The 24,195-nt window shown below is 38.6% G+C and carries 24 protein-coding genes; 7 read left to right on the top strand and 17 right to left on the bottom strand.

Annotated elements, in window-relative coordinates; translation table 11 throughout:
• The 7 genes from WBM60_RS03660 to WBM60_RS03630 form a co-directional block, all read right to left on the bottom strand.
• Positions 1-1,731 (bottom strand): SulP family inorganic anion transporter, encoded by a 1,731-nt coding sequence (locus tag WBM60_RS03660; RefSeq protein WP_424282769.1) that lies wholly within the window; start codon positions 1,729-1,731, stop codon positions 1-3.
• An 83-nt stretch (positions 1,732-1,814) separates the two neighbouring features.
• The gene (locus tag WBM60_RS03655; RefSeq protein ID WP_424262548.1) at positions 1,815-2,732 is read right to left on the bottom strand and encodes a hypothetical protein; all 918 of its coding nucleotides are present in this window, start codon (positions 2,730-2,732) and stop codon (positions 1,815-1,817) included.
• 76 nt (positions 2,733-2,808) lie between these two features.
• Positions 2,809-3,441, bottom strand: coding sequence for a Crp/Fnr family transcriptional regulator (locus tag WBM60_RS03650; protein WP_299160530.1), 633 nt, complete (start codon positions 3,439-3,441; stop codon positions 2,809-2,811).
• Between the two features lie 60 nt (positions 3,442-3,501).
• Entirely contained in the window at positions 3,502-4,275 is a 774-nt protein-coding gene (locus tag WBM60_RS03645; protein ID WP_424277489.1) for an aldose 1-epimerase, read from the bottom strand.
• Positions 4,276-4,278: 3 nt separating this feature from the next.
• The gene (locus tag WBM60_RS03640) at positions 4,279-5,577 is read right to left on the bottom strand and encodes a M20/M25/M40 family metallo-hydrolase (protein WP_424262189.1); all 1,299 of its coding nucleotides are present in this window, start codon (positions 5,575-5,577) and stop codon (positions 4,279-4,281) included.
• Positions 5,578-5,594: 17 nt separating this feature from the next.
• Positions 5,595-6,578 carry a PLP-dependent cysteine synthase family protein gene (locus WBM60_RS03635; protein WP_424262187.1) on the bottom strand — a complete coding sequence of 328 codons (984 nt, stop codon included), beginning with the start codon at positions 6,576-6,578 and terminating at the stop codon, positions 5,595-5,597.
• Positions 6,579-6,711: 133 nt separating this feature from the next.
• Positions 6,712-7,953 carry an ABC transporter permease gene (locus WBM60_RS03630; protein ID WP_424262185.1) on the bottom strand — a complete coding sequence of 414 codons (1,242 nt, stop codon included), beginning with the start codon at positions 7,951-7,953 and terminating at the stop codon, positions 6,712-6,714.
• A gap of 3 nt (positions 7,954-7,956) precedes the next feature.
• Between WBM60_RS03630 and WBM60_RS03625 the strand changes: the two genes are divergently transcribed.
• Complete coding sequence (locus WBM60_RS03625; protein WP_424262183.1) at positions 7,957-9,219, top strand: exo-beta-N-acetylmuramidase NamZ family protein; 1,263 nt, start codon at positions 7,957-7,959, stop codon at positions 9,217-9,219.
• Positions 9,220-9,222: 3 nt separating this feature from the next.
• On the opposite strand, the gene WBM60_RS03620 is transcribed toward WBM60_RS03625, so the two are convergent.
• Together WBM60_RS03620 and WBM60_RS03615 are read right to left on the bottom strand one after the other, a co-directional pair.
• On the bottom strand, positions 9,223-10,062 hold the full coding sequence (locus tag WBM60_RS03620; RefSeq protein WP_424262181.1) for a sterol desaturase family protein: 840 nt from the start codon (positions 10,060-10,062) through the stop codon (positions 9,223-9,225).
• A gap of 77 nt (positions 10,063-10,139) precedes the next feature.
• A complete protein-coding gene (locus tag WBM60_RS03615; RefSeq protein WP_424262179.1) occupies positions 10,140-10,634 on the bottom strand; it encodes a YkgJ family cysteine cluster protein in 495 nt (164 codons plus the stop codon).
• Positions 10,635-10,724: 90 nt separating this feature from the next.
• Here WBM60_RS03615 and WBM60_RS03610 point away from each other — a divergent pair, with 90 nt between their 5' ends.
• Both WBM60_RS03610 and WBM60_RS03605 read left to right on the top strand, forming a co-directional pair.
• Positions 10,725-11,438: a class I SAM-dependent methyltransferase gene (locus WBM60_RS03610; protein WP_424280072.1), complete on the top strand. Its 714-nt coding sequence runs from the start codon at positions 10,725-10,727 to the stop codon at positions 11,436-11,438.
• A 65-nt stretch (positions 11,439-11,503) separates the two neighbouring features.
• Positions 11,504-12,298: a hypothetical protein gene (locus tag WBM60_RS03605; protein WP_424262175.1), complete on the top strand. Its 795-nt coding sequence runs from the start codon at positions 11,504-11,506 to the stop codon at positions 12,296-12,298.
• A gap of 87 nt (positions 12,299-12,385) precedes the next feature.
• Here WBM60_RS03605 and WBM60_RS03600 read toward each other — a convergent pair whose 3' ends face one another.
• Both WBM60_RS03600 and WBM60_RS03595 read right to left on the bottom strand, forming a co-directional pair.
• A complete protein-coding gene (locus tag WBM60_RS03600; protein WP_424282768.1) occupies positions 12,386-13,018 on the bottom strand; it encodes a 7-carboxy-7-deazaguanine synthase QueE in 633 nt (210 codons plus the stop codon).
• A gap of 55 nt (positions 13,019-13,073) precedes the next feature.
• Positions 13,074-13,526 carry a Rid family detoxifying hydrolase gene (locus WBM60_RS03595; protein ID WP_424262171.1) on the bottom strand — a complete coding sequence of 151 codons (453 nt, stop codon included), beginning with the start codon at positions 13,524-13,526 and terminating at the stop codon, positions 13,074-13,076.
• Between the two features lie 58 nt (positions 13,527-13,584).
• On the opposite strand from WBM60_RS03595, the gene WBM60_RS03590 reads away from it, so the two are divergent.
• From WBM60_RS03590 to WBM60_RS03575, 4 genes are all read left to right on the top strand, one after another.
• Complete coding sequence (locus WBM60_RS03590; RefSeq protein WP_424262169.1) at positions 13,585-15,114, top strand: helicase HerA-like domain-containing protein; 1,530 nt, start codon at positions 13,585-13,587, stop codon at positions 15,112-15,114.
• 6 nt (positions 15,115-15,120) lie between these two features.
• Positions 15,121-15,675 carry a hypothetical protein gene (locus tag WBM60_RS03585; protein ID WP_424262167.1) on the top strand — a complete coding sequence of 185 codons (555 nt, stop codon included), beginning with the start codon at positions 15,121-15,123 and terminating at the stop codon, positions 15,673-15,675.
• Between the two features lie 147 nt (positions 15,676-15,822).
• Entirely contained in the window at positions 15,823-16,686 is an 864-nt protein-coding gene (locus WBM60_RS03580; protein ID WP_424262165.1) for an alpha/beta fold hydrolase, read from the top strand.
• Between the two features lie 10 nt (positions 16,687-16,696).
• Positions 16,697-17,119: a VOC family protein gene (locus WBM60_RS03575; RefSeq protein WP_424262163.1), complete on the top strand. Its 423-nt coding sequence runs from the start codon at positions 16,697-16,699 to the stop codon at positions 17,117-17,119.
• A gap of 13 nt (positions 17,120-17,132) precedes the next feature.
• On the opposite strand, the gene WBM60_RS03570 is transcribed toward WBM60_RS03575, so the two are convergent.
• The 6 genes from WBM60_RS03570 to ffh all read right to left on the bottom strand — a co-directional run.
• Complete coding sequence (locus tag WBM60_RS03570) at positions 17,133-17,315, bottom strand: hypothetical protein (RefSeq protein WP_424277493.1); 183 nt, start codon at positions 17,313-17,315, stop codon at positions 17,133-17,135.
• Between the two features lie 11 nt (positions 17,316-17,326).
• Entirely contained in the window at positions 17,327-18,298 is a 972-nt protein-coding gene (locus tag WBM60_RS03565; protein WP_424280074.1) for an aldo/keto reductase, read from the bottom strand.
• A gap of 113 nt (positions 18,299-18,411) precedes the next feature.
• Positions 18,412-19,890 carry a T9SS type A sorting domain-containing protein gene (locus WBM60_RS03560; RefSeq protein WP_424262935.1) on the bottom strand — a complete coding sequence of 493 codons (1,479 nt, stop codon included), beginning with the start codon at positions 19,888-19,890 and terminating at the stop codon, positions 18,412-18,414.
• A gap of 252 nt (positions 19,891-20,142) precedes the next feature.
• Positions 20,143-21,879, bottom strand: a complete 1,737-nt coding sequence (locus WBM60_RS03555; RefSeq protein WP_424276490.1) for an alpha/beta hydrolase-fold protein — start codon at positions 21,877-21,879, stop codon at positions 20,143-20,145.
• Between the two features lie 90 nt (positions 21,880-21,969).
• Complete coding sequence (folD, locus tag WBM60_RS03550; protein ID WP_424276489.1) at positions 21,970-22,854, bottom strand: bifunctional methylenetetrahydrofolate dehydrogenase/methenyltetrahydrofolate cyclohydrolase FolD; 885 nt, start codon at positions 22,852-22,854, stop codon at positions 21,970-21,972.
• A gap of 28 nt (positions 22,855-22,882) precedes the next feature.
• Positions 22,883-24,195, bottom strand: a 1,313-nt coding sequence (ffh, locus tag WBM60_RS03545; RefSeq protein WP_424282767.1) for a signal recognition particle protein, incomplete at its 5' end; no start/stop codon positions are given.

The raw sequence follows: 24,195 nt of genomic DNA, 5'->3' as shown, positions 1-24,195 counted from the left end.
TTAGTTACTGGGTTCATTCCGCTGATAGGCCACTCTTTCATGTTCACCGGTGTGATTCTCTGAATGATCAAAGTGGGCCACCGCCTCTTTTATTTTAACGAACAGGAATTCTTTGGGTAGTACCTTACCTATACCACTCCTGAAAATAATATCCCTTGTCGGACCTATGGCACCGACAATATAGAACTCAATTCCATCATTCCTGATTTTTTTAATGACTTTGGTTAACATTCTGGTAGCTGTAGAATCTATATAATTAATCGCCTCAGCATTTAATATTACTCCTTTCAAATTATCCCCTTTTTTACTCATATACTTAAAAAGCTGATTTTTGAAATAATCCGAATTTCCAAAGTATAATTGGGAATCAAAACGCACAATGAGCAGATCATCCCGTAAAATGACTTCATCTCCAAAGCGTGAAATATTTTTGTAGTAGTCTGAATCCTTTATTTTACTTAATACCGCGAAATGAGGCTTGGAAGTTCTGTAAACCATTAACAAAAGAGAAATTAGGACCCCGGTAAGAATGCCTTGAGTAATTCCGATAAACAGGGTTATCAAAAATGTGAGAATCAAAACAATAAATTCATCTTTTCTATAGATCCATAACCGTTTTGCATATTCCAAATCGATCAAACCATAAACAGATACCATAATAATACTTGCAAGAATTGCATTTGGCAAATAATAAAAAAGCGGCGTAAGAAACATGAGCGTTACCAAAACCAGAAGTACCGTAAACAATCCGGATAGTGTGCTTTTTGAACCGGATTCATCATTTATCGCAGACCTGGAAAAGCTTGCTGAAACAGGGTAGGACTGCAAAAAGGATCCTAACATATTGGCACAACCTAATGCCACAAATTCCTGATTGGCATCAATCCGATCTTCGTCATTCTTCTCTTCAATACCTTTGCCAATTGAAATAGCTTCAAGATATCCAATCAGAGCCAATGTTACTGCAATAGGCCAAAGTTGCATTAGATTATCCATTTCAATCACCGGTAAATCAAACCCAGGCAATCCTTTTGGAATTGTACCAACAATCTTAATACCCAGAGATTCCATATTTAAAAAATACACTGCTAAAATTCCAAGAACAACGATAATAAGAATTGTGGGAATATGTCTACTCCATTTCTTTAAGCCGATAAGTAGCAAAATACCCACTATACCTATGGTCAGATCATAAAAATTCGTTTCCGGAATTTTTTGAAGAGCATTTAGAAAAATTCGGTGAAACTGATTACTCCCTGCCATCTCCACGCCAAGCAGGTGCTTTAACTGACTAAAAATTATAATCATCGCAGCCGCAGATGTGAATCCGCTGATTACCGGTTTAGCTAAAAAGGTAACCAGATATCCCATTCTAAAAATACCTAAAACAAATTGAATGGCGCCCACCATAAAGGCGAGCAAAATTGCAAGAGCAATATAGTTCTCCAAACCCACGATTGCCAAAGTCCCCAAACCTGCTGCGACGAGCAAGGAATCCATGGCTACAGGTCCTATTGCAAGAGCTCTCGAAGTGCCGAACAACACATACACCAATACCGGCATTAAGGAGGCATACAAGCCGTATACCGGTGGTAAACCGGCTATCATGGCATACGCCATTCCTTGTGGAATAAGCACTATAGCTACGCTAAAACCCGCGAGGATATCTTTTGGAAGTTCTTTCCTTTTATAGCTTCGCAGCGTTTGCAGAATTGGGAAAAATTTTCGCATTAATCAAAAGTACTATTTAATCAATAAATGAAAGACTTCCCAATTGCAACTACGTATAAGTAGAAATCAATAGATTATAATTGCTATTGTTTAAAGTAATCTCTTTTGTAGAAAACAGCCAGTTCTTCTGAAAGCACAAGGACCTCCGGTTTGTCTTTACGCAGTATTACCTGCCAGTTATTAAAAACTTCCCAGTTGTCATCTTTAAAAATTACCGGTCCATATTCAGATATAAGTTTCTGTCTAATGCGATCTTCTTCCCCCTTACCGGTTAGTATCCACAAAACATTGAGTTTACCATCCCCGAAACGCGCCTCAAATTTTCTGGGGAAACCGGCATATTCAATTCCAAAACAATCTATTTGCAATTGTGCATTAGGATCACTCCCATCCAATTCCATAGTAAAGGTGAAATCAGATGCTCTTTCTAAGTTGGGTTTTAATTGATCTAAATTACCCCCGAATTTTATAAAATCCGGAATTCTCCCGGAAGTGTTATTTTTTTCTTTCTGTTCTTTGTTGGAAGGCAAATAAGGATTATCCCAGGTGAATAAATTTGGATGCATGGCCTCTTCCGTTAAAACCCAAACTTTGTCCTCTGAAGGTTTGGTGACAATATGATCTTTTGGATAGAATCTATAATCCATATAGTTCTGAACCGTGTCTTTTATTATTGCGGTTATAGCTTCAACCGCATTCCCATGGGCCTGAATATATACCAATTTATCATCAGCAAATGTAAATACCAACTCGGAAATAGTACCGTAATTCGATTTGTAATTACTACAAACCAGATGGGCTTCAAGGTCTTTGGATAAAGGAAAGGTGGGGTTTTCTACTTCAAATAATTCCATTTTATCGGTAAATGGTTTCATTTTGTCCTTTGCACTTTGAAGAGATTCCTGAAGTTCAACCCCATTAAAAAGTAATTCAGTTTGTGCATTGCCCGCACTTGTTATTGTTAAAACCAGAATTGCTGTCAGGATTAATGATAATTTCATCTTTTCGTTTATTTATTTAATACTATTAAAGATGAACTTTCCTGCAACATGTTACAGATTTAATAAAGAAATAAGTCTATAACGCCAGTACTTTTATGTGGTTTCGGCTGAGTTCTATTTTACCTTCTCTCTCCAGGCTTTTCAACAGCCTTGACACGACTACTCGTGATGTATGTAAATCACGGGCCACATCCTGATGTGTGGAATATATAATATCATCATTTGTAACCATTGCTCTGTCTTTAAGATACTTCATTATTCGCTCATCCATTTTCATAAATGCCAAAGTATCTATCGTTTCCAGCAATTCTGACATTCTTGTATGGTAACTATCCAAAATGAATTCTCTCCAGCTTTGGTATTTGGCCATCCACTCATCCATTTTTTCTATAGGAATCATCAATAACTCCGTATCTGATTCAGCAATTGCTCTTATCTCACTTTTACCGCTCCCCAGGCAACAGGAAAATGTCATAGCACAGGTATCCCCTTTTTCAATAAAATAAAGAAGCAATTCATCCCCCTGATCGTCTTCTCTGAGAATCTTTATAGCTCCACTAAAAATCAAAGGCATAACAGTTATTTCCTGTCCAATATCCAATAATCGTTCCCCTTGTTTTATGAGTTTACATTTCCCATTAGCTTCGATCTCATCTAACAATTCCGGTTCAAAAAGATAACCGTAGTGACGTTCCAGCAATACTCTCATTTTTTTTTCAGATTATTTGGATTAATACAGATTCTTAATTTTTATAAACAGCTTATTAAATTATGGAATTAAAGTGACTTTAAAGTTACGGTCTTCATCAGTCAGGTAGTCAAAACCATCATGCAGCTGCATTTGATCTACGGCATAAGGGTAGAAGGTTATCGGCTCAATACATATCATATTCCGCACCTCAGTCCACAACATAAAATGGTTGAAGCCTTCGGTTTTTATGCTTAACTTTTTTTGATCCTTTAAAATAACACTTTGGCAATCAGCCACTTCAAGAGCCCCGCTCCCGGCCGCTAAAATAGAATCCAAGGAAATTATCTGGTCTTTGGCAATTACAGTAGGATTATCTGTATAAAGTTTAAATGCAGGATGATACCCCAGCATAAAGGGCATATCTTTTTCGCCGGAAATCCTGAAACTAATCTCAAGACTATTTTCAGAGAGTTTATAACTCTTGTAGAATTCAAAACTAAAGGGCCAGATAAGTAACTGGGCCGTGGATTTTTCAGGAAATTTAGAGTTCTTTATTACCGTCCCGGCTTTATAAGATTTTACAAATTGAGCCGTTGTTTCTTTACTCGAAAGAAGCTCGTAATCCAATTCACGCAATAATCCATGCTGGTCCTGAATAGCATTCCCCCTTGGAACATGAACCCGGAAACCAGCATCGGCGGTTGGACCGATTACAGGAAACATTTCAGTATCTGAGTTGCGCCATCCCGGACTTCCTTTTTGATGAATATACTCAAAGTCGTTGAACCTGTAACTTACTAATTCACCTCCCTCTATGCTGGCTTTTGCGTTTCCCGAACCAAGATTTACCATGTACTATTGATTGATCAATCTATAAATTAGCACCGCGGTTCTTTTTGTAAGAGCTTCAATGGTGTTCAAATTTACCGTCTCTTCAGGTGTATGTGCTCCGCTTCCCATAGTACCTAAACCATCAAGACAATCGACATAATTAGCCACAAAAGAAGTGTCAGCCGCACCCCTTTTACCCGGATCATAGCCTATTACCTCACCCTGACTCAGATCCAGGCTTACCTGATTTAACTCTGCCAGGAGCCTGTTATTTCCCTCAGTAGGTACCATTGCCGGGTAACTATCTGTAAAACTTACTTTTGCCGATGTCTGAGGCAGGTTGTTTGCCACAATTTCCCTCATCTTATTTCTCGCCTCTTCCTTTTGTTCTTCAGAAATAAAACGCAAGCCTCCCTTTACCATGGCGGTTTGGGAGACTACATTAGTTTTCCCGAAGACCTCTCCCTTGCCAGTAGAAGCATCATAATCAACAAAAGTACCCCCCATAAGTATCCCGGGGTTAAAAGTCAGGTATTCCTCTCCACGAACTTCTTCATAAAATGCATTTAATATTCTTGACATTTCAAAAATGGCACCTGCGCCAACCCGCTCATTAAATATTCCGGAGCTATGGGCGCGCTTCCCTTCAACCTCCAATTCCCATCCGGAAGACCCTCTCCTTGCTACAGTGGCATAATTAAACCCCGTAGAAGTCTCAAAACCGAGTGCAATATCGCTTCGCTTTGCCGCATCAATCAAATCTTTTCTGCTTATTTCCAGAGGTTTTCCAGTGCTTTCTTCATCACCGGTAAATGCTACTATAATCTGAGCATCATTCAGCAAACCATTTGCATGCAGCGCTTTTAAAGCATAAAGGACTATTACATCTCCTCCTTTCATGTCATTTCCTCCGGGTGCATGTGCTGTACTGTCATTGACTCTTGTAAATTCCTGAAAAGGGCTGTTTTCTTCAAATACGGTATCAAGATGGCCAATCAGCAATAGTTTTTTACCCTTTGTACCCTCTGTTTCCGCAAAAAAGTGACCGGCCCTATTCATTTCCTGAGGCATCTCAATCCATTTGGTACTAAAATTCAGGTCTTCAAAGGCATTCTTAAAAACCATCCCTACTTCCTTTACGCCTTTTGCATTTAAAGTTCCGCTGTTAATATTGACAACATTTTCCAAAAAATTGATGGCTTCAGTATTATTGACTTCAACCGTTTTAACCAATTTTCTTTCAACTTTTGAAAGCTTCTGTGCGGTTAATTGAACACAAAAAAAGAGAAATACCAGTACGCTTGTTAATCTTCTAAAATTCATATATGGTTAAATTAAAATCATTTGTCTAAAAAGCCTTGTTCTTTCATCCAGTCATCATTATAAATCTTACCCACGTATCTACTACCATGATCGTGAAAAAGAACCACCACTACATCGTCTTTGTTAAATTTTTCCTTTAGCTGGAGAACACCTTTAATGGCGGCACCTGCAGAATTACCTAGAAACATCCCTTCTTCTTTTGCCAAACGCTGTGTATATACTGCGGCATCTTTGTCTGTTACTTTAGTAAAACCATCTATGATATCAAAATTTACATTTTTTGGCAATATATCTTCTCCAATACCTTCCGTTATATAAGGGTATATCTCATTTTGATCAAATATGCCTGTTTCGTGATATTTTTTAAATACTGAGCCATAAGTATCTACTCCCCAAATTTTAATATTGGGGTTTTTTGACTTTAAAAAGGTACCTACTCCGGAAATTGTGCCTCCGGTACCCACGCCAACTACAAAATGGGTTACTTTACCGTCAGTCTGCTCCCAGATCTCCGGCCCCGTAGTCAAAAAGTGGGCTTTAGTATTGGATGGATTATCATACTGGTTTACATACCATGAATTTGGAATCTCTTCTGAAAGTCTTCTGGCGGTAGAATAATAACTTTGTGGGTCTTCGGGGGCCACGTTTGTGGGACATACATAAACTTCGCTCCCCATTGCTCTTAGAATATCTACTTTTTCCTTGGATTGTTTATCACTAATCACACAGATCATTTTATACCCTTTTACGACTGCAACGAGGGCCAGGCCCATTCCAGTATTACCAGAGGTTCCTTCAATTATGGTTCCTCCCGGCTTTAATTTCCCTTCGGCTTCGGCATCCTCAACCATTTGAACAGCCATCCGGTCCTTTACGGAGTTTCCGGGATTAAATGTTTCATACTTAGCCAAAACAAGGCATGGCAATTCGGCTGTTAATTTATTTATTTTGACCAATGGGGTATTTCCAATGGTTTCCAGGATATTCTTGGCGTAATTCATAGACTATGTAAAGATAGTATTTTCAAGAAGTAGATTTCAGCAATTCATTTTAGGAATCGTTCGAGATTCGGATAATTTTAAATTAGTTCATAGATAAAGCCCCCTGTTAAAGGAAAACAAAAACCTGGCTTTACTATTCAAATTTAATAGCTTTTACCGGAGTGATTTTTGTAATAATAAAAGATGGTATTAAAAGCATCAGCAGACATAACACAAGTACGCCAAGATTTAAAATAACAACTGTGGGGAAATCTATGTGCACCGGAATATAGTCGATATAATACTCTTTGGGATTAGGAAATTTAAAAACCCTGTATGTCTCCTGAAACCAGATAAGCCCAAGACCAAATAGGTTGCCCCAAAGCAAACCAATAGTTATCAGATAAGCAGCGTTGTATAAAAACACTTTACGAATACTCCAATTGGCCGACCCCAGAGCCTTGAGAATTCCTATCATCTGAGTTCTTTCCAAAATTAATACCAACAGCGCTGTGATCATATTTATCCCGCCAACTATAATCATTATTCCAATGATAAGGGCGATATTAAAATCAAACAAGCCAATCCATTCAAAAATTTTGAAATACTTATTCTTTATATTTTGCGTATCCAGATCACTGAGTGTTTTACCGTATATTTCTTTGGTTTTAGCATCAATATCTTCAAAGTTGTAGAGGAAAATTTCAAAGTTACCTACCTGATCTTCCTGCCATTTGTTAACCCTTTGAATGTGACGGATGTCTGTAAAAACATACTTGGCATCAAACTCTTCAAATCCGCTATCGTAGATTCCTACAATCTTAAATTTTCGTTGATTCGGAGTTTTGGATGGATCCTCATCCTTTAAAAAGAATGTAAAGAATTCATCGCCTGTTTTCAATTGGAGCCTTCTGGCCATCAAAGACGACATTAGCACCTCGGTATTTAGTTCTCCCTTAAAGTCAGGCAGTCGCCCGTCCTGTAAATATTCACTAAATACTTCCCAGTTATAATCTTTCCCAACTCCTTTGGCAATAATTCCTTCAAATGTATCCTCGGTTCTTATGATCCCCGCCTTACTTGCAACAGCCTGTATATGTGAAATTCCATCCACAGATGTAAATTCCGGATAAAATTCCTGATTCACCGATACCGGAACCACGGAAACATCAGAAACATTATTATCGTAATTATAGATTTGAATATGGCCATTGAAAGCAGCAACCTTTTCCCGAATCTTGTGTTTTAATCCTACTCCGGTGGCAATAGCAATAAGCATCATTATGATCCCTAATGCAATTGCGGCAATGGCTATTTTTATTATTGGCGCGGATATACTAATTTTATGCTCCTTACCTTTAATAAGGCGTTTTGCTATAAAAAATTCTAAATTCAATAGATGGCTTTTTTATCCAGGTTCAAAAATACATTTTTATTGTGGCTTTTGATACTAACTGCCTGTGGAAACCCGGTAAAAAAAGATAAGGATTCGGCAGCTTTGGAATTCCCAGTTACCAAAAAACTGCAAGATTCAGTTATTATTGTTGGTGCCAATTCTACCGAAGATTACCTCCCATACTTGCGTAAAAAAAAGGTGGGGGTAGTTGCCAATCAGACCAGTATTATTTTTAAGAATTACGATTCAGAAAATAGAGCGAATGAGTCCTTTACACACCTCGTAGATTCCTTATTATCTCTGGATATTGAAATAAAAAGAGTATTCGCTCCTGAACACGGGTTTCGCGGAATGGCAGATGCCGGAGAACATGTAAAAGATGGTACAGACACAAAAACCGGGCTTCCCATTATCTCACTTTACGGTAAAAACAGAAAACCCACTTCATCACAATTAGACAAATTAGATATTGTAGTATTTGATATTCAGGATGTGGGGGTTAGATTTTACACCTACATAGCCACCATGCAATTAGTAATGGAAGCCTGTGCAGAAAATAGTATTCCTGTTTTAATCCTTGATCGACCCAATCCTAATGGTCATTATGTTGACGGGCCAACAATGGAAATTGAACATAAGGGATTTCTGGGCCTTACCCCCATACCCCTGGTCTATGGCATGACCATAGGGGAATATGCCCATATGATTAATAAAGAAGGATGGCTGGAAAAAGGCATCAAGGCTGATTTAACGGTTATACCTCTCAGAAATTATAAACATAATTCAAGTTATAGTATTCCTGTCAGACCTTCACCCAATCTTCCTAACCAGACAGCCATTAACCTCTATCCCAGTCTGGGGCTTTTTGAAGGCACGAATATTAATGCCGGCCGTGGCACAGAAAGTCAGTTTCAAAGATATGGAGCTCCTTTTCTGGACAGCACTGCCTATGATTTTAGCTATGTTCCAAAACCCAACTTTGGTTCTAAAAACCCCAAGCATACAGGAAAAAAATGCTTTGGTAAGGACCTGTCTGCATGGCCCGGAATGAGCGAAGTATCTTTGCAATGGTTGATTGACGCATATAATAATGCAACAGATAAAAAATTGGTCTTTAACCGCAGCGGATTTACCAAACACGCCGGTACGGAAAAACTGCAGCAACAAATTGAAGCAGGGTTAAGCGAAAAAGAGATAAAAAACAGCTGGCGGAGTGACCTGGAAAAATTCAAACAAATACGCAGTAAATATCTCCTTTACAAATAGTCTCTACTTATCTGCCGGCATAGTGGTTGGCTTTCTATACTTGTGGAAAGGTTGCTTAAGCAGACCGGTTACACTTCCATTTTCCTCTTTGTCAGGAAAAGTATCCACACCATACACAATATTATCCCGGTCCAGTTTCATGAAAGTCCCGAAAATGTGATCCCAGACAGAGAAAATATTACCGTAATTGGAATCTGTATAAGGCAGTCTGTAATGGTGATGCACCTTGTGCATATCAGGAGATACAATCACCCAACTTAGCATATCGTCCACTTTTTTTGGTAAGCGGATATTTGCATGACTAAATTGAGTAGCAACAAGAGATAACGATTGATAAAGCATTACTATTCCTATAGGCGTACCCACTATAAATACTCCAATTAAGGTGAATGAAAAACGGATAAGACTCTCCAGTGGGTGATGTCTGTTGGCCGTGGTTGTATCTACTTCGTGATCTGTATGATGAACCAAATGAATCATCCATAGGGGTTTCACCTTGTGTTCAACATAATGTGCCAGATAGGCCCCAATAAAATCCAGAAGTAAAACGCCTAAAATGACATACAGCCATAGCGGAATTTCGGGTAACCAATTTATAATACCGAATTTAGTAGCAGTGACCCAATCGCTGGTTTTCAACAACAAAAAGGCCAGCGCAAAATTGATAACAATTGTCGTAAGTGTAAAGAAGAAATTAGGAAGAGCATGCCTCCATTTCTTATACTTGAAATTAAAAAGCGGTAATGCCCCTTCAAGAAGCCAAAAAAAGGTTATTCCTAAAACCAGAATAAGACTCCTGTGCGAAGAAGGTATGTTTTCAAAGTAGTTTAATAAAACCTCCATAAATGCAAAGTTACTTATTTTCAGATTAATTTTTAACGGGAATACAGTCTTGTAAAACGAACTATTTTGGTAGTTGCCTACAACTTAATTCTCCTTTTCATGTCTTCCACAATGTTATATGCAGCCGGACATATGGCTATATTTTTAAGTGTTAGATTTGTAATCTGTTGAAATTTTTTGCGATCGGTATGGGGAAATTCCTGACAGGCTTTTGGTCTTACGGCATAAATTGAACAATAGTTATCCTTACCAAGAAATGCACAAGGAACTTGCTTAAGCACAAAATCATTGTCTTCATCAATTCTTAAATAAGTTTCTATAAATTTTTGAGGTTTTTGCTTCAGACTTTTAGCTATTCTAACAATATCCGTATTTGTAAAAAGTGGTCCGGTAGTCTTACAACAATTAGCACAATCCAGGCAATTTGTTTTTTTAAATTCTGCCTTGTGTAACTCCTGCATGATATAGTCCAAATTGCGCGGAGGCCTCTTTTTGAGTTTCGCAAAGAACCTTTTGTTTTCCGTTTGCTTTTCTTTTGCCCTTAAGGGTAAGTTTTTAAGTTGTTCTTCCATCAGACGCTATACATTCCAAGGATTAATTCGTTGAGTTTTTTTACTTTCCACTCAAAAAGTTCACTTTTGCAGGTAAAATTACAAATTTAAATGACCAGGGATATTTTTGGCAGGGCTCTGATTGATTTTCAAAATGGCAATTATTCTGAAGATATTATAACTTACTCCTCGCTGGACGAGAAAGACATACTTCCTCTGCCCTATTTATTCCGGGATTATGATACTATGCCCTTAATAGAGCAAAAAGCTTTAGATCTCTGCCGGGGAACAGTATTGGATGTGGGATGTGGGTCTGGCAGTCACAGTCTCTATTTGCAAAATAAAGGGATTGAAGTTACCGGCCTTGATGAATCTATAGGAGCTGTAAGTACAGCTAAGTCAAGGGGTATAAAGAATGTAATACACTCAAATATTTATGATTATTCTGGTATGAAATTTGATACTATTCTATTGTTAATGAACGGTGTAGGAATAGCAGGGCGGTTAAATGAGTTACCCCGTTTATTAGACCATTTAAAAGGATTATTAAATCCCGGAGGTCAGATTTTGGTAGATTCCAGTGATATAATTTATATGTTTGAAGTAGATGATGATGGTGGTTACTGGATCCCGGATAATGGGAACTACTATGGTGAAGTCCAGTTTACAATGGAGTACAAAGGGTTAAAAAGCGCTCCTTTTGATTGGTTGTATGTAGACTATAACCAACTTAAGCAGGCTACTGAGCAGCAAAATTTGAGCTGTGAGTTTCTTTGTGAAGGTACCCATTACGACTATTTAGCCAGGCTTGGAACACCACCATAATAGAAAACTGAAATTAACGTTGTATTTTATACGTAATTTTGTCCTGAAGGAAAATTAAATTTGCTATGAAAAAATTTCGAATACTAATTATATTGCTAACCATTGGTTTGCTCTTAAATTGTTCAAAAGACAGTGACGATACGACAACCGGAGGCATTGACAAATCAGCCAATTTACTGGCCACCGGAGCTTCTGCCAATGATATCCTCTCCAATACCAAATTCACAACCTTATTAATAGAAGCTGCCTATGTTAACGGTTTCAGGCCTACGACAGAGACTATGAATAATTTTGAAGCTTATCTTAGAAATCGAACGTTTAAGGTAAACATTCAGGTAGTATACCGGCAATTGCCTTCGCCTAATGAAGAAACGCTAACATTACAGGAGATAGCCGATCTTGAAAGTGAAAACAGGACAGAATATAATGATGGTGAGACACTTGCTATTTATATTTATTTTGCTGATGCACCATCAGATTCTGATGATGAAGACGCAGGCATTGTAACTCTTGGTGCCGTATATAGAAACACTTCAATGGTTATCCATGAAGATGTGGTGCGTACACTGGCAAATCAGAGTTCACTTATTACAGTTACTGATGTGGAAACGTCTACCCTTAACCATGAATTTGGACATCTTTTTGGTCTGGTTGATCTTGGATCTGAAATGGTGAATTCGCATGAGGACCCAGATTTTGAAAATCATTGCGATGTAGCTGGATGCCTTATGCGAGGCGAATTGCAATTTGGTGGAGGTATGATGGGTATTTTAGAAAAAAGTAAAATCTCCAAAGGTGTAGCAGTTCCCACTTTGGATGCTGAGTGCATCCTTGATCTTCAAAATAACGGGGGAAGATAATTCAATTCTCTTTATAAGCGTTTGCTTGAATCTTTAGTATTTGCCAACCCTGCTAAAGGACATTATCCTTAACATACAGCTTAAAACTTAAGGAATATTCAGATATTTATGGGTTTGTAAGGATACTTTCCATTTTGGATTTTTCATTACATAATCTACAATCATAGGAGTTACCTTATCCCTTACACTCCATTCTGGTTGCAAGTACAAAATACAGCTTTTGCCTACCTTTTTTGCCTGCTCTTCTGCAAAAACCAGATCATTCCTGTTGTAGACAATTACTTTTAACTCGTGAGCCCGCTCGTAAATTGGGGCTACAGGCAGCTTGTTTTTTTTAGGCGACAAACATATCCAGTCCCAATTACCCGACAAGGGGTACGCTCCTGAAGTTTCTATATGTGTATTTAGTCCTTTATTTTTAAGGGCTTCGGATAAAGGCCCCATATCCCACAATAAGGGTTCCCCACCTGTTACAACTATGGTATCAGAAAAATGTGCAGCATTGTGAACAATACTTTCTATTGCAGTTGGCGGATGGGTTTCGGCATTCCAGCTTTCTTTTACATCACACCAATGGCAACCTACATCACAGCCTCCAACACGTATAAAGTAAGCAGCAGTACCTTTGTGAAAGCCTTCTCCCTGGATAGTATAGAATTCTTCCATGAGAGGGAGCATTACCCCTGTGTTTACCAATTCTAAAACCTCCTTATTGATCATCCCGCAAAGATAACATATACAAGATGTTATTTTGATTGTAATTTCCGGAATAAATTCAATTTTTAACGGCTATTACATCTATCTCGACCTTCGCATTTCTGGCCAGGCCGCTGGCGGCAAAAGTTGTTCGTGCAGGTTTCTTTATAAAATATTTGGAATAAACTTCATTAAATGCCGAGAAATCATCCATAGTACTCAATATCACCGTGCATTTAACAACATTGTTTAAAGTTAGTCCATGATGCTCTAATACTGCCTGTATATTCTTAATAGCCTGTTCCGTTTCCGTTTTAATTCCGGGCACAACCATAGTTCTGGTCGAATGGTCCATACCTATTTGACCGGCTAGAAAAAAAAGATTTCCGGTTTCCACTGCATCACTATATGGTGCACTCCGTTTCTTTTCTTCATGAGATTCGTGAAAAGTAATACCTGAATCTTCCTGCGCACTTACCGCTGAACACCAAACTAAAGAGAGAATTGTAAATAATTGTAAATATTTTTTCATTCGATTTTGGTTTTATTGTTGGTTAAAATTACCCTATTTTTATCAAAAAATATACCAAATGGGTACCAAAGAAGAATTCTATGCACATATAGAAAAGGGGTATACGACGAAGGGCGATTTTATAACAATGGGTGCGGCGATGTTAGATGGAGAAACAGTTACCGGGGCCCACGTAAAAATTCCGTTAAAGACCTTGAACAGGCATGGACTCATAGCTGGTGCCACAGGAACAGGGAAAACCAAAACACTGCAGGTAATTGCGGAAAACCTGTCTGATAAAGGAATACCTGTACTTTTAATGGATTTAAAGGGCGACCTCAGCGGGATAGCTCAGCCAAGCCCCGGACATCCTAAAATAGATGAAAGACATGAGAAGATTGGATTGCCTTTTGAACCCAAAAGCTTTCCGGTTGAAATTCTTTCTCTTTCAGAACAAGATGGCGTAAAACTCCGGGCGACAGTTTCTGAATTTGGCCCTATTTTACTTTCCCGTATCCTGGATTTATCTGAAACGCAGGAAGGAATTGTAGCTGTAATTTTTAAATATTGTGATGATAACAAACTTCCTTTATTAGATCTGAAAGACTTCAAAAAGGTTTTGCAATACGCTACAGGCACTGGCAAAAAAGAGTTTGCAAAAGAATATGGAAGAATTTCAACAAGCTCAACAGGAACTATATTAAGGAAAATTATAGAATTGGAACAACAGGGTGCCGATTTGTTTTTTGGCGAGAAATCCTTTGACGTGGAAGACCTTACGCGTATTGATGAAAATGGAAGAGGTTATATAAATATCGTTCGCTTAACAGATATACAGGACAGACCTAAATTATTCAGCACATTTATGCTGAGTTTATTAGCAGAAATATATTCCACATTCCCGGAACAGGGAGACAGTGACAGACCTGAACTGATTTTCTTTATAGATGAGGCTCATTTAATTTTTAAAGAAGCTTCAGATGCCTTGCTGGACCAGATAGAAAGTATTGTAAAACTAATTCGTTCTAAAGGTATTGGGCTTTATTTTGTTACCCAGAATCCTACAGATGTTCCAAATGCAGTACTCGCGCAATTAGGCCTGAAAGTACAACATGCACTGAGAGCCTTTACCGCCAGAGATCGCAAGGCCATTAAACTGACGGCAGAGAACTATCCTATCTCAGAGTATTATGACACCAAAGAAGTACTAACTTCACTTGGCATCGGGGAGGCACTTATTACCGCTTTAGATGAAAAAGGAAGGCCTACCCCCCTTGCAGCTACAATGCTGCGTGCCCCCATGAGCCGAATGGATATTTTATCTGATAGTGAATTAGATTCCGTAATTAATCAATCGAAATTGGTAAAAAAATACAATGATGTTATTGATAGAGAAAGTGCCTATGAGATCTTAAATGAAAAAATAGAAAGGGCAGAAAAGGAAGCAGAAAAAGAGGCAGAAAAAGAAAAAGAATATCAAACCCGAAGAACATCCACAAGAAGAACAACAACTCGGAGAAGCACACGTCAAAATCCGATTATAAAAGTATTGACCAGTGCAACCTTCATTCGTGGGGTTCTGGGCGTTTTAAAAAAAGTTATGCGATAGTAAAATATGAAAAAACTTCAACTTACATCTGTTTTAGTAATAGCACTGATCTTAATAAATTGTAAAAATGAAAGGGATCCGGACTTTTTGATTAACAATTTGCAAGTTGGAAAACTAATGCGAACAAGTCCTGTAAGTGAACTGGAAACTATTTATAGCAATGATTCAATAGTCAGGGATACCTTGCTGCCCACTTTAGTATCCAATGCTAACACTATAAAAGTCTTTGAAAAAGGGGGACAGCACTTGCTTACCTTAACCCCAAATGGAGATAGTATTCCAAAAATTGGGATAATACGTGTCTTAGACCCCAGATTTAAAACAGAAAATGGAATTGGGCTACAAAGCACATTTAAGGAAATTAAAGATAAATGCGTCATAAAGAAAATAGTAACCTCCTTAAATAACGTAATTATATTTATTGAGAATAGCGATGTGTATTTCACCATAGATAAAGAAGAATTACCTGCAAGTCTGCGCTATGATACCAGTATAAATATTGAAGAGGTGCAAATACCCGATGATGCGAAAATCAAATATTTGATGATTGGTTGGGATTGATATTTACCCGTGTTTCCTTATCCGGGATATTAAATAATAGTTATTGTATTGAATATGATCTAAACGCCAAAAATATTGATAATTGGCCAGAGTATCAATGAGGAATCGCAGTTTTTTTGCACCCATCCGGTTAATTTGATACTAAAAATGAAAAAACTAATAAATCGCCTTCTTGCCCTTTCTTATGGCGCCTATTTTAATATCCTTGCTCTTTTTTCAAAAAAACTGGTAGGAGAAAAGGCATTTACCCTATTTAGTTCACCCCGAAAAGGTAAAGTGCTTCCCTTACAAGCTTCCTTTTTAAAAAAAGCCGAGGATATAATGATTGAAGTGGGTGGTAAACAAATACAAACTTATTCCTGGGAAGGAACTAAAAAAACCGTTTTATTACTTCATGGTTGGGAGAGTAATTCATTTCGCTGGCGTAACCTGATACGTTTTCTGAGTGACGAAAATTTTGCTATAGTTGCGTTTGATGCACCTGCCCACGGGAATTCATCGGGTGGAATATTCAATGTCCCGTTATATGCGGAATGTGCGCAACATATCGTAAAACATTATAAACCCACTTTTATAATTGGGCATTCCGTTGGAGGTATGACAGCCTTGTATCACCAATACATTTATCCACATAATTCCATTCAAAAGATCGTAACCATCGGCTCCCCATCTGAACTTTCTGAACTTATGGAGTACTATCAAAATTTGTTAGGTTTCAACAACAATGTACTTTCAGCCCTGGACGATTATTTTCAGGCACATTTTGGATTTGAAATTCAAGATTTATCCATTTCCCAATTTGTACAGAAGATTCAAATTGAAGGATTGCTAGTACATGATATAGAAGATCCGATAACTCCCTATCATAACTCAGAAAAAGTACATGCTAACTGGAAGAACAGTAAACTTATTAGTACCCGTGGATTAGGTCATTCCATGCATCAGGACAATGTAAATAAACAAATTATAGATTTTTTGAAATCAAAGAAAAGGGCTAATTTTACCACTTAAATCATTTCCTATGCCAACTATTTCACCATTTCACATCGCGATTCCTGTGCATAACCTGGACGAATGCCGAACTTTTTACAGAGAAGTCCTTAATTGTGAGGAGGGCCGCAGCAGCGATCATTGGGTTGACTTTAATCTTTTTGGACATCAGTTAGTAATTCACTACAAGCCAAAGTCTAAAGATGAGTTACATTCTAATCCGGTGGATGGCAAAGATGTTCCGGTACCTCATTACGGAGTAGTATTACCCTGGGATACTTTTCAAACTTTTGCCAAAGAATTAGAAGCTAAGGGAATACAGTTTATTATTGAACCTTACATACGTTTTGAAGGCCAGGTTGGAGAACAAGCCACCATGTTTTTTTTAGACCCCGCAGGTAATGCCCTGGAGTTTAAAGCATTTAAAGATATGGGGCAATTGTTTGCCAAATAGGCCAGCTTTCCTATTACTTTTTTTTATACCTGTACCATAACCAGATGATGAGCGCGTATATTACTCCAAAGACTACGCCCCCTTTTAATTCATTAAAAATGGCATTCATAGAATAGTCTTTTCCTAAAATCACAGAAAATAGCGTATAGAAAAAAATGGCGGCCAGTACCTGGCTGGTAAATTTCTTTTTATCCATCTCTAATATTTTTATTGTGACCATGCCGTGGGTATTCTGTCCCACCTGTGTTTTCTTAGTTCTTCATAAAGTTCTTTTGGCAGTCCTATCCCATCACTGGTTTCAACATTGGACAATACATTTCTTTGCTTTCGCATACCAGGTATAATAGTGCTCACATCAGAATTCATTAAAATAAATCGCAATGCCATTTCGGCCATGGTCATACCTTCAGGAATGAGTGGCCGCAGTAAATCTGCCTTGTCTGCGCTGGCATTTAAATTTTCAGGCACAAAATAGGTTCCGCGCCAGTCGCCTTCAGGAAAGGTAGTTTCCCTTGTAATATTGCCTGTTAAGGTGCCCTCGTCAAAGGGGACCCTTGCAATCACAGCTATATCAAGGTCTTTACATAAAGGAAATAAGACATCCTCAGGAGCCTGGTCAAAAATATTATAAATCACCTGTACAGCATCGAACCATCCTGTCTTTAAAGCCGCTATTCCGTTCTCCGGCTCCCATCTGTTTGCACTTATCCCCATAGCGGCAATTTTACCCTCTTTTTTTAAATCCTCCACCGCTCTTTTCCACTCTTCCCTATCTGTCCAACCATCATCCCATGTGTGAAACTGCATAAGGTCTATCTGTTCCAATCTCAAATTTTTCAATGTTTTATGAGTATAGTCAAAAACGTGTTCTGTTGGATATGATTCTTCAAATAAATACTCGGGTTTTGCCGGCCATTTAAAATTTTTAGGTGGTATCTTACTAGCTGTATATAGTTTTGTGTCAGGATGTCTCCGAATAAGCTGACCTAGTAATCGCTCACTATGCCCTTCGCCATATCCCCATGCCGTATCAAAAAAGTTAACTCCATGTTCAACGGCAAGATCCAAAGATTTTGCAGAAAGGATATCATCAGATTCAGTCCATCCTCCTATTCCCCACATTCCGTAACCAATTTCACTTACCTTCCAGCCTGTGCGTCCAAATAATCTGTAGTTCATAAGGCCAATTTTTATCACCTAAATATAATGTTTTCGGAGAATACTATTCTGCTCTTTAAAAAAAAATGCCAAGGTGAACACTTGGCATTTTCTTAAATGAATTCCTATAGTGATTAATTATTTCTCATAATCTTATGAATTTCCGCTTCCCCATTATCAAATGTTAGTTGTAAAAAATACAAATCCGATCGATTACGTAATTTAGAAAGATCGATGTTTACAATGGAATTTCCCTGTATGTTCTTTTTGGGAATCTGCATAGAAGCACCGTACATGTCGTAAACCGTGGCCTTCAAAATTGATCTGGTTTCCAAAACCATGTCGACGGCAATACTATTCACAAATGGATTTGGATAAATTGTAAGAGCGTTACTGGTATCCGATCCTAATTCTGGTGAATCATCCCCGGATCCATTGGAGCTATTATCGGCCATAACTTCCCGATTTATTTTTCCATTCCAGCCCAAGTCGTTATAAATGGCTAAGGTAATCTCCCCTGGATTTTCGTAAGCCAGACCCCTAGCTAGAAAGGGAACCATCAGACCATTGGGAGCCCCTGCATAGGTCAAAAAATCTAAGTGAGAATAACTAGACCCCGGTAACCAAATATCCGTTAAGCCCGGGATTTCTCCAAAAACATCTGAATCAAGCACAGTAAACAATTTCGCTCCTTTACCATTTGTTGCTTTTTTTATTCGGGGTCCTTTTACCGTTAACGGATCTCCCAAAAGCACATCCCCGAGTTCTGTGGTAAAATTACCATAACGATTGTCTTTGAGTATCGATTTCCCGTCGGGTGAATTAGCAAGCCGGTCGTATATAGCCGGATATACAGGGTTCGGTATCCCAAAACCGTAATCGCCTATTCCCGTTGCATTATCTACGAACATTGATCCAAAAAATCCTAATCCATGGCACAATTCGTGAAGGACCACGGTGCGAAAATCAAAATCTTCTGCAGGTGTATTTGCATCTGTTCCAAAATACCAATTGGGGAATACGGTACTGAAATTGGCAACAATATCGAAATCCACAGGTGAGAGATCCTCACCAGCAAGTTTATCGGCAAGCGCGTTACCATACCAGGTATCGCGTTCTAAGCCGGGAACATTTGCAAAAACAAATGTGGGTCCTGCAGAACCCAACACGCCTTCATCCAGAGGGGAAAAAAGAGCAAGCACAAAAATAGGTACATCTGAGGTAATCTGAGAAGCCCAAATATCTACAGCAGACTGAAATGCCGTAGTTGCAATATTAAAATCTTCATCAGAAAATGCTGGATCAAGATTAAGATAAAACACGAATATCTGAGCACCATCTTGTCCTTTTTTACCTTTGCTTTGCTGAATCTTACCATTTGAACTCATCATGGATTTGGAAGAACCCATGGTATGGTGCTTATTGGCCACCTGATCGTTCATGTGAATTACACATTCAATTTCGCCTCTATTATTGAGGGTCAACTGACTGACAGGGCCGGGAAGTTCCTGACTCACCTGGCCGTAAATGGTGGGGCTCAGCCCAATAAGGGCTAAAACCAAAATGCTTGAAATTAAATTTCTAATGTGTGGAGTAATAGTTTTGTCTTTCATATATTTTATGTTTTATAACAATTTAACACAAAATATAAATATTTAAAAAAAAAATCGTCGAGTGTACCTTATTAAAAAAAAAATTAAATCCCAAAGTAACTTCTTCTACAATAAACCTCAGCCGAGACAGGATAAACATTATTATTCCTGTTGAAGAGATCCAAAATTTCAACTTGTTCACTGCCAAGGCTGGCGTAAAGAAAACAGCTTTATTCTACTAAAGAAAAACAAAGAAGGTAAATGCTTTTGAAATTAGGGATAAATCCAACTATTAAGATCAGCTCCTGCGGGAGCACTTTCTGCAATTCGTTTCATGATCTTAGGAACATACATGCTGTTATATCTTAGCCTGGAAATATGGTTGGGTTCCATTGGGTCCCCATTCCAGCAGTGTTCTGCCCTGTCACCATATAAAACTTCCCCATCATAATACGGATCTGACGTATTTTCAAGGAATTCCTCCATTTTATATACCGCGTTGTTTAAATAATAGTTATCCATATCCCCACAGTAAATATTAATCTTACCTTTTAACTTCTCGCCCAGCTTATCCCAGTCCCGCTCCAGAATATGGCGGAGGTCATAATTCTCTTTCCAGTAATTTGCTACTTCAGGATTTATAATTCCAGTCTTTTTGTCCCATATACGCTCAGGATAGCCCTCTTTTCCCTGAGGGGAATAAGTGGCTTCCCAAATATCCCATTGCTGACCGGAGCGCGATTTATCTCCCAAAACCAATTCCAGATGATTCTCGTCACGTACAGTAGATTGAATCTGACCTAAATAGTCTCTATGAGCAGGTACTTCGAGCATTTTATGGTCACTCCTGTAATAATATGCATTTTCATCTTCATATATATTTGTAAGGACATAGGCACTAAAATCAATTGGATCCGGACAGGCCGCAAAACACCCGTTATATTCTTCCGGATATTTAACCTGAACCGCCAGTGCCTCCCAGCCTCCAGTAGATCCTCCATATAAAAAACGTGACCAGCCTTCGCCTAAGCCCCGGAACTCTTTTTCAATATATGGAATGAGCTCATGGGTTATGGCGTCGCCATAAGGACCCTGACTGGCAGAATTCACGGCATATGAATCGTCATAGTAAGGAGTAGGATGTTGTATTTCAATGACCAGGAACCTCGGAAAATCGGGTTCGTTCCATCTTTTATAAAAATCGTAGGCTTCTTGTTGCTGCAGGATATTATAACCTGAAACCTTAAAGCGCTCCGCATAATCCGGCTCAAGGTTTGGATCTGGCGGAACAGTTCTGAATCCCCCAAAATCATTTGGAAAATGTCCGTGGAATATCATAAGCGGATACTTTGCTTCCGGATGCTCATCAAAACCCTTTGGAAGCAGGATATGAGCACCTAAATAGATATCCCTTCCCCAAAACTCAGAAAGTTTTTCGGAACGCATCTTAATGTGTTTTATCCATTCGGTATCTTCAGGTTCCTCAATAGGTGGAATCACCTGATCCATAACTACCGTTATTTCCAGATCTCCATTTTCCGGGATAGTAACTTTAAATGGTTTGCTGTATAAATTACCGGGAGACCTGTTCCATTTCTGCCCTTCTCCATTATCCATGGGTAATTTTACCGTATGACCAGTGCTTAAATTAAATGTTTCATAAGTATGTAATAAGGCCTGTACCCAATATTCACCCGGTGGTAATTCTGCTAAACTGGTGTAAGGAAATCCAAAGTTTGAAGCATCAAAAGTCTGTTCGACATCTGGTACCATTCCGTCTACATTCATCCCAAATACCACTTGAGTCTTAAGCCCGCTATTTATCTGGAAACGCGGTTCAGCTTCATCATTTGTAGAGAGCATAAGTAATAATCGACCATCTTGTGCCCTGGAACTGACATTATCAGAGAATGAAACTTTAATAGCGATATTGGATGTTTTTTCTTCAGCCGATTGACATCCCGACAAGCAAATAATTAGAAAACTAAGAAAAAAAACAGGTTTGAACATAGAAGTTGGATTTGCGACAAAAGGTACTCATTTCCCTTAAATCATCAAATTTCTCTTCCCATTATTCTGGCCAGATTAAAAGAAATTTAGTTAGTTTTTTTGAGTACGCCTTTTACGGGCCAGGAGTGTATTTTGCAGAAGCATTGCAATAGTCATAGGCCCCACTCCGCCGGGAACGGGTGTAATATAAGATGCTTTTTTACTAACAGCCTCAAAATCAACATCACCTGTTATATAATAACCCCTCTCCTTGCTCTCATCGGGCACCCTGGTGATGCCAACATCAATAATTACAGCTCCTTCCCGTACCATATCTTCAGTTAGAAAACCAGGTACTCCCAGGGCAGAAACGATAATATCTGCCTGTAAGGTTAAGGCCTTAATATCTTTAGTCCTGCTATGGGTTAAGGTTACAGTGGCATTCGCAAATTTGCCTTTCTGACTAAGCAATATACTAATAGGCCTGCCAACAATATGGCTGCGACCGATAATAACGGCATGTTTCCCCTCAACAGAGACCTCATACCTTTTTAATAATTCCATGATACCAAATGGAGTAGCCGGTATAAAGGATTCCATATCCAGGGCCATTTTACCAAAATTTGCGGGATGAAAACCATCAACATCCTTATCGGGATCTACCGCCATTAACACTTTTTGTTCATCAATGTGTTTAGGCAAAGGCAATTGCACTATATAGCCATCTATTTCCGGATCGTTATTGAGTTCATTTACCAGGTTTAATAATTCCTCTTCTGAAGTGTCTTCAGGTAAATGTTTAAGAGTAGATTCAAAACCTATACGCTTACAGGACCGTACCTTGCTTCCTACATAGGTGAGGCTGGCACCGTCATTTCCAACAAGTACCGCAGCTAAATGGGGCACTTTTTCCCCCCGTAATTTAATTTCGCCTACCTCAGCGGCAATTTCGTCTTTAATTTTATTTGCAATTTCTTTTCCGTTGAGAAGGGTCATTTACTTAATAGTTATTGGTTTAAAACTGTTATTTCATATTCTGCATCATCTGCATCATTTTTTTGCCACCACCACCTTGCATCATTTTCATCATTTTACTCATTTGGTTAAATTGCTTCAGCAATTGATTTACTTCCTGTATAGTTCGACCACTGCCTTTGGCGATTCTCTTTTTCCTGTTGGCATCAAGTTTAGATGGATTGGATCTTTCATCAGGAGTCATTGAGTGAATAATGGCTTCAACATGTTTAAATGCATCATCATCTATATCCATTCCTTTTAGGGCCTTACCTGCACCTGGTATCATCCCCATGAGATCCTTCATGCTACCCATCTTCTTGATTTGTTGTATCTGTTTGAGGAAATCATCAAAACCAAACTTATTCTTGGCAATTTTTTTCTGAATTTTACGTGCTTCTTCCTCATCAAATTGCTCCTGGGCTCTTTCTACCAAAGAAATAACATCACCCATTCCCAGTATTCGATCGGCCATACGCGCCGGGTGGAAGACATCTATAGCATCCATTTTCTCCCCGGTACCAATAAATTTAATGGGTTTATCAACTACAGATTTTATAGAAATAGCCGCACCACCACGTGTGTCTCCATCCAGTTTGGTTAGAATAACACCATCAAAATTTAGCACATCATTAAATGCCTTTGCTGTATTCACCGCATCCTGACCTGTCATGGAATCAACCACAAAGAGGGTTTCCTGCGGATTTACGGCATCGCGGATGTTGGCAATTTCAGTCATCATCTGCTCATCCACAGCCAACCGTCCTGCAGTATCAATAATTACAACATTGAAGCCATTACTTTTAGCATGGGCCAGTCCGGCCTTTGCCAGAGCTACCGGGTCTGAATTTTCCTTATCTGAAAACACCTCCACTCCTATCTGATCTCCTACAATATGGAGCTGATCAATGGCCGCGGGCCTGTAAACATCACAGGCTACCAATAAAGGGTTTTTAGTTTTTTTCTGTTTTAGATAATTCGCAAGTTTGCCTGAAAAAGTTGTCTTACCAGATCCCTGAAGACCTGCCATAAGTATAACTGATGGATTACCGGAAAGATTAATGCCTTCTGCATCCCCACCCATTAATTGGGTAAGTTCATCCTTAACAATTTTGACCATCAACTGGCCAGGTTGCAGGCTTGTTAAAACATTCTGACCTAAGGCTTTTTCCTTTACTCTATTTGTAAATTCCTTGGCAATTTTAAAATTAACATCAGCATCCAGGAGAGCCCTTCTTACTTCTTTGGTGGTCTCTGCAACATTAATTTCGGTAATCTGTCCATGCCCTTTGAGGACATGTAATGCTTTATCCAGCTTATCAC

This window comes from Eudoraea sp., from assembly GCF_049669105.1.
Classification (GTDB): Bacteria; Bacteroidota; Bacteroidia; order Flavobacteriales; family Flavobacteriaceae; genus Eudoraea.
Note: the sequence above shows the minus strand (reverse complement) of the source record. Positions and strands in the feature narration are given on the sequence as shown.